Annotated in this window: 3 protein-coding genes and 1 pseudogene; 3 read left to right on the top strand and 1 reads right to left on the bottom strand. The window is 58.0% G+C overall.

Annotated elements, in window-relative coordinates:
- From htpG to sixA, 3 genes are all read left to right on the top strand, one after another.
- Nucleotides 1–1,702 (top strand): molecular chaperone HtpG (gene htpG / locus A3754_RS01520; protein WP_063518673.1); only part of this gene is annotated, 1,702 nt, incomplete at its 5' end.
- 165 nt (nt 1,703–1,867) lie between these two features.
- Nucleotides 1,868–2,899, top strand: a complete 1,032-nt coding sequence (locus A3754_RS01515; RefSeq protein ID WP_063518672.1) for an NAD(P)H-dependent glycerol-3-phosphate dehydrogenase — start codon at nt 1,868–1,870, stop codon at nt 2,897–2,899.
- Nucleotides 2,896–3,372 carry a phosphohistidine phosphatase SixA gene (gene sixA, locus A3754_RS01510; RefSeq protein WP_063518671.1) on the top strand — a complete coding sequence of 159 codons (477 nt, stop codon included), beginning with the start codon at nt 2,896–2,898 and terminating at the stop codon, nt 3,370–3,372. The genes A3754_RS01515 and sixA overlap by 4 nt, the downstream gene beginning before the upstream one ends.
- Before the next feature lie 277 nt (nt 3,373–3,649).
- Here sixA and A3754_RS01505 read toward each other — a convergent pair.
- Nucleotides 3,650–4,276, bottom strand: a pseudogene (locus A3754_RS01505) (serine/threonine protein kinase); the annotation flags it as partial.

Genomic DNA, 4,276 nt, shown 5'->3' with positions numbered 1-4,276 from the left:
GGCGCTGGATAATCCTGCGTTGCTGGAGCAAGGTGGTGAACCCCGCATTACCCTGCAAGTGGACAAGGACGCGGGCACGTTGACCATTACCGACAACGGCATTGGCATGGGCCAGGATGAGGTAGTGGATAACCTGGGTACGATTGCCCGTTCCGGGACGGAAAAATTCCTCGCCAGCCTGAGTGGTGATCAGAAGAAAGACGCTCAGCTGATTGGTCAGTTCGGAGTGGGGTTTTATTCAGCCTTTATCGTGGCTGACACCGTCACCGTGGAAACCCGCAAGGCCGGGGAAGCGGCGGCCAATGGGGTGCGTTGGGAAAGCGATGGTAAGGGTGAGTTTTCCGTTGAGCCGCTTACCCGTGATGAATCCGGCACAGCGGTGATTCTGCATCTGCGTGACGACGCCCGTGATTTTTTGGATGACTTTAAAATTCGCCAGGTGATTGGCCAGTATTCCGACCACGTGGCTTTCCCGATTGTGCTGGTGACAGCCCCGGACGGTGATGGCGACGCCAAAGAGGAAACCCTGAATTCCGCCACCGCGCTTTGGCAGCGGGCGCGAAGCGAAGTCACGGATGAGGAATACCAGAACTTTTACAAGCACATCAGCCATGACCTTCAGGACGCGCTGACCTGGAGTCATAACAAGGTGGAAGGCAAGCTGGAGTACACCAGTCTCCTCTATATCCCGGCTCGGGCGCCGTTCGATCTGTATCAGCGTGAGGCCAACCGTGGCCTGAAATTGTACGTCCAACGCGTTTTTATCATGGATGATGCGGAACAGTTCCTGCCCCAGTACCTGCGTTTCATCAAGGGGGTCATTGATGCTCCGGATCTGCCGCTGAACGTGAGCCGTGAGTTGCTGCAGGACTATGGCCCGGTACAGAAGATTCGTGCTGCCCTGACCAAGCGTGTGCTGCAGATGCTGAAAAAACTCAGTAATGATGATGAACAGTACGCCACCTTCTGGGCCCAGTTTGGTCAGGTGATCAAGGAAGGGGTGGCCGAAGATCGTGACAACCAGCAAGCCATCGCTGCCTTGTTGCGCTTTGCCACCAGCAGTAACCCGGATTCGGTGACTACCTCCCTGGATGAATACCTGGACAACAAGCCTGCAGAGCAGGACAGCATTTACTACCTGTTGGCGGATACCCCGTCGGCCGCGCGGCAAAGCCCACACCTGGAAGTGTTCCGCAAGAAAGGCATCGAGGTATTGCTGCTCAGTGATCCCGTCGATGAGTGGATGGTGGGTTATCTGGAAAGCTACAAGGATGTGAAGCTGGTCAATGCTGCCCGGGGTGAGCTGGACCTGGGCGATGATGAACAGGCGAACAACGATGATCCGCTGATTCAACGCCTGTCCGGGAGCCTGAGCGAGCATGTGGAAGCGGTACGTGCCACGACGCGCCTGGTGGATTCCCCGGCCTGTCTGGTTCTGGCGGAAGACCAGCTCGGCCCGCAGATGCGCCGTATGCTGGAAGCCGCTGGCCAGCCTGTTCCGGAAAACAAGCCGGTTCTGGAGGTGAATCTGGGGCACGATCTATTGGCCAAACTGAGTGGCATCGACGCGGGTGAGCGTTTTGATGACCTGGCTGCACTGTTGCTGGACCAGGCTATGCTGGCGGAAGGTCAGCTGCCCAAGGACCCGGCGGCAACCGCACGCAGAATGCATGAGATGCTTGTCAATGCTGTGAATAATTAAATAGCTGCGCGGATCAGGTTTGAGCATGATTCCGTGTTTGAGGCCGCGACCACAGGGTGGGCGCGGCCTTCTTGTTTGTCGAAAATACCAGCCTCAATTGCGTCGCTGTTCACTATTCACTGTTAACTGCTTTATGATGCCCGAAAGCGTAAACAAGGCGTTCCTATGACGCAGAACAAGCATAATGCCGCCATTCTTGGCGGGGGCAGTTTCGGTACTGCCATGGCCAGCATCCTTGCGGCCAACGGCCACAGCGTGAACCTGTGGGTTCGTGATCCGGAAACTGCGGCCGCGATCAATATTGATCGCGAGAACAGCCGCTATCTGCCCGGTGCCGAATTACCGGAAGGGGTGACGGCCACGGATAACCTGGAGGAAGCTTTAACGCACGCCTCCATGGTCTTTGTGGCGATTCCCAGCAAGGCTTTCGCCGAGGTGCTGGAGCAGGCCCGCCAATGGGTGCCGGACGATACCCTGGTGATCAGTTGCACCAAGGGGATCTATGCGGAGGGTTTCCTGCTGATGAGCGAGCTGCTGCATCAGTATTGGCCGCATACCCGTATTGGCGTGCTCAGTGGCCCTAACCTGGCCAAGGAAGTGGTGGAGCAGAAATTTACCGGTACGGTGATCGCCAGCCCCGATGAGCAGCTGCGACAGACCGTGCAGGACGCGCTGAGCTGCGATTATTTTCGCGTGTATGACAACCCGGATATTTATGGTGTCGAGCTTGGTGGGGCGCTAAAGAATATCTATGCGGTGGCATCAGGCATGGCCGCAGCCATCGGCGTAGGCGAAAACAGCCGCAGTTTTCTGATTACCCGTGCACTGGCAGAAATGAGCCGCTTCGCGGTGGAACTTGGCGCCAACCCCATGACCTTCCTGGGCCTGTCCGGGGTGGGGGATCTGATTGCCACCTGTACCTCGTCGCTGTCACGCAATTACCAGGTAGGTTTCCAGCTCGGCGAAGGCAAAAGCCTGGAGGAAGCGATTGCGCACCTTGGGCAGACAGCCGAAGGGATCAATACCATCAAACTGGTGGCGGACAAGGCAGCGGAACTGGACGTTTATATGCCTCTGGCCACCGCGCTTTACAAGATTGTCTATCATGGCAAGCCGCTGGAACTGGTCATCCAGAATCTGATGAGTGGTGAGTACAAGCACGATGTGGAATTTCAGCTGGGTGCATTCAGCTCATGAAACTCTACCTCTGCCGCCACGGGCAGGCCGTCTCTCAGGCGGCCACGGATGCCCTGCGGCCGCTAACAGAAGCCGGGCAGGCGGCACTGCTGTCGCATTGGCAATCCTTGCAAGGTCGTGGTGTTCAGGTCAGCGGTCTGATCGTCAGCCCGTACCTGCGTGCTCAACAAACCGCAGATTGTATCGCCCAGGTATATAGCGGTTTATCCCGGCAAGAGTGTCCCTACCTGACGCCGGATAGCCACCCCCAGGCCCTGTTCGACTGGCTGCTGGCCAACCCGCCGGCGTCGAATATGGTGCTGGTGAGCCATATGCCACTGGTGTCGCAATTGACCGCCAAGTGGACCGGTGTGCCAGAGCGGGTGGGCTTCAACGTGGGGACGGTCGCCTGTTTCGATGTGGATGTGACCGCCGCCAACGGGGCGCAATTGCTGTGGTTATGCAGCCCTGGCGAGGAGCTCGCCAGCCGTTAATCGGTGATTCGCCACCCTTGATAGCCCCTTGTGTACCGTTCGCCGATCCGGGCTTTGCAACGCCGGATGGGCATCGTAGCCTGAATCTGGTGACACAATGAACGCATGGCAGACTCCTGAACCGTGTCACCGGAACCACACCTGAGGGGGGAAATCATGGTGTCTCCTTGCACCGTGAGGCTTAGGTCGAATTAAGCACCAACCATCGGTTGGTGCTTTTTTTATGGTTCATCGGTCCGGGATCTGAATCATTACTGCCTGTTTTCTACGGGGTGGTTCAGGGCTGTTGCGTATCCGTAGTACTGTTTTCCATGGGGCCCCAGGCCAGTTTCTCGATGGGGTCGCCATCGGAACCCACCAGGTTGATGGCCATGGGAATGCGGGCCAGAAATTCCAGCCCTTCTGTTTTTCTTAATTCTTTCAGATATTGCTTAACCCGGCCGCTGATCCAGGGGTGTAGTGTTGCCTTGATGCTGACGGCCTTGCCGCGCGCGCCCCGTTGCTGGAACCAGTCCATCAGTGCGGACCGCATGACCGGAAAGTGAGCCTGGAACTGCTCAAAATCATCAGCCACCAGGTAGATGTCGTATTGGTACAGGTTGCCTCGCCAGCTCAGGCCCAGCTTGGACTCTTTCAGGCGCAAGCGCGGGGCCAGTGGCGTTGTGGTGCCCTGTTCCTGGGGCCGGTAGCGGGAGCGGTCTGCGGTATAGTGCCCCGGGCCGGGCTCCAGATTATCCAGTTGGGCAATCAGGGCACTGCCGCTTTCCGGGCGGTCTGCCGGGTCTTTGGCCAGCAACTGGCGGATCAGTGGCTGGTAGCGGCGTAATGCCACTGGCAGCAGGGGGACCGGGTCGCGCAGGTGGGCCAGGCTCATGCTACGTGCGTCCGGGGCGCTAAACGGGGG

Source organism: Alcanivorax sp. HI0083 (genome assembly GCF_001635175.1).
Note: the sequence above shows the minus strand (reverse complement) of the source record. Positions and strands in the feature narration are given on the sequence as shown.

What these genes read in the sequence shown, in the direction of transcription:
- A3754_RS01515 (WP_063518672.1), top strand. Translation starts at nt 1,868, where the DNA reads ATGACGCAGAACAAGCATAATGCCGCCATTCTTGGCGGGGGCAGTTTC.
- sixA (WP_063518671.1), top strand. Translation starts at nt 2,896, where the DNA reads ATGAAACTCTACCTCTGCCGCCACGGGCAGGCCGTCTCTCAGGCGGCC.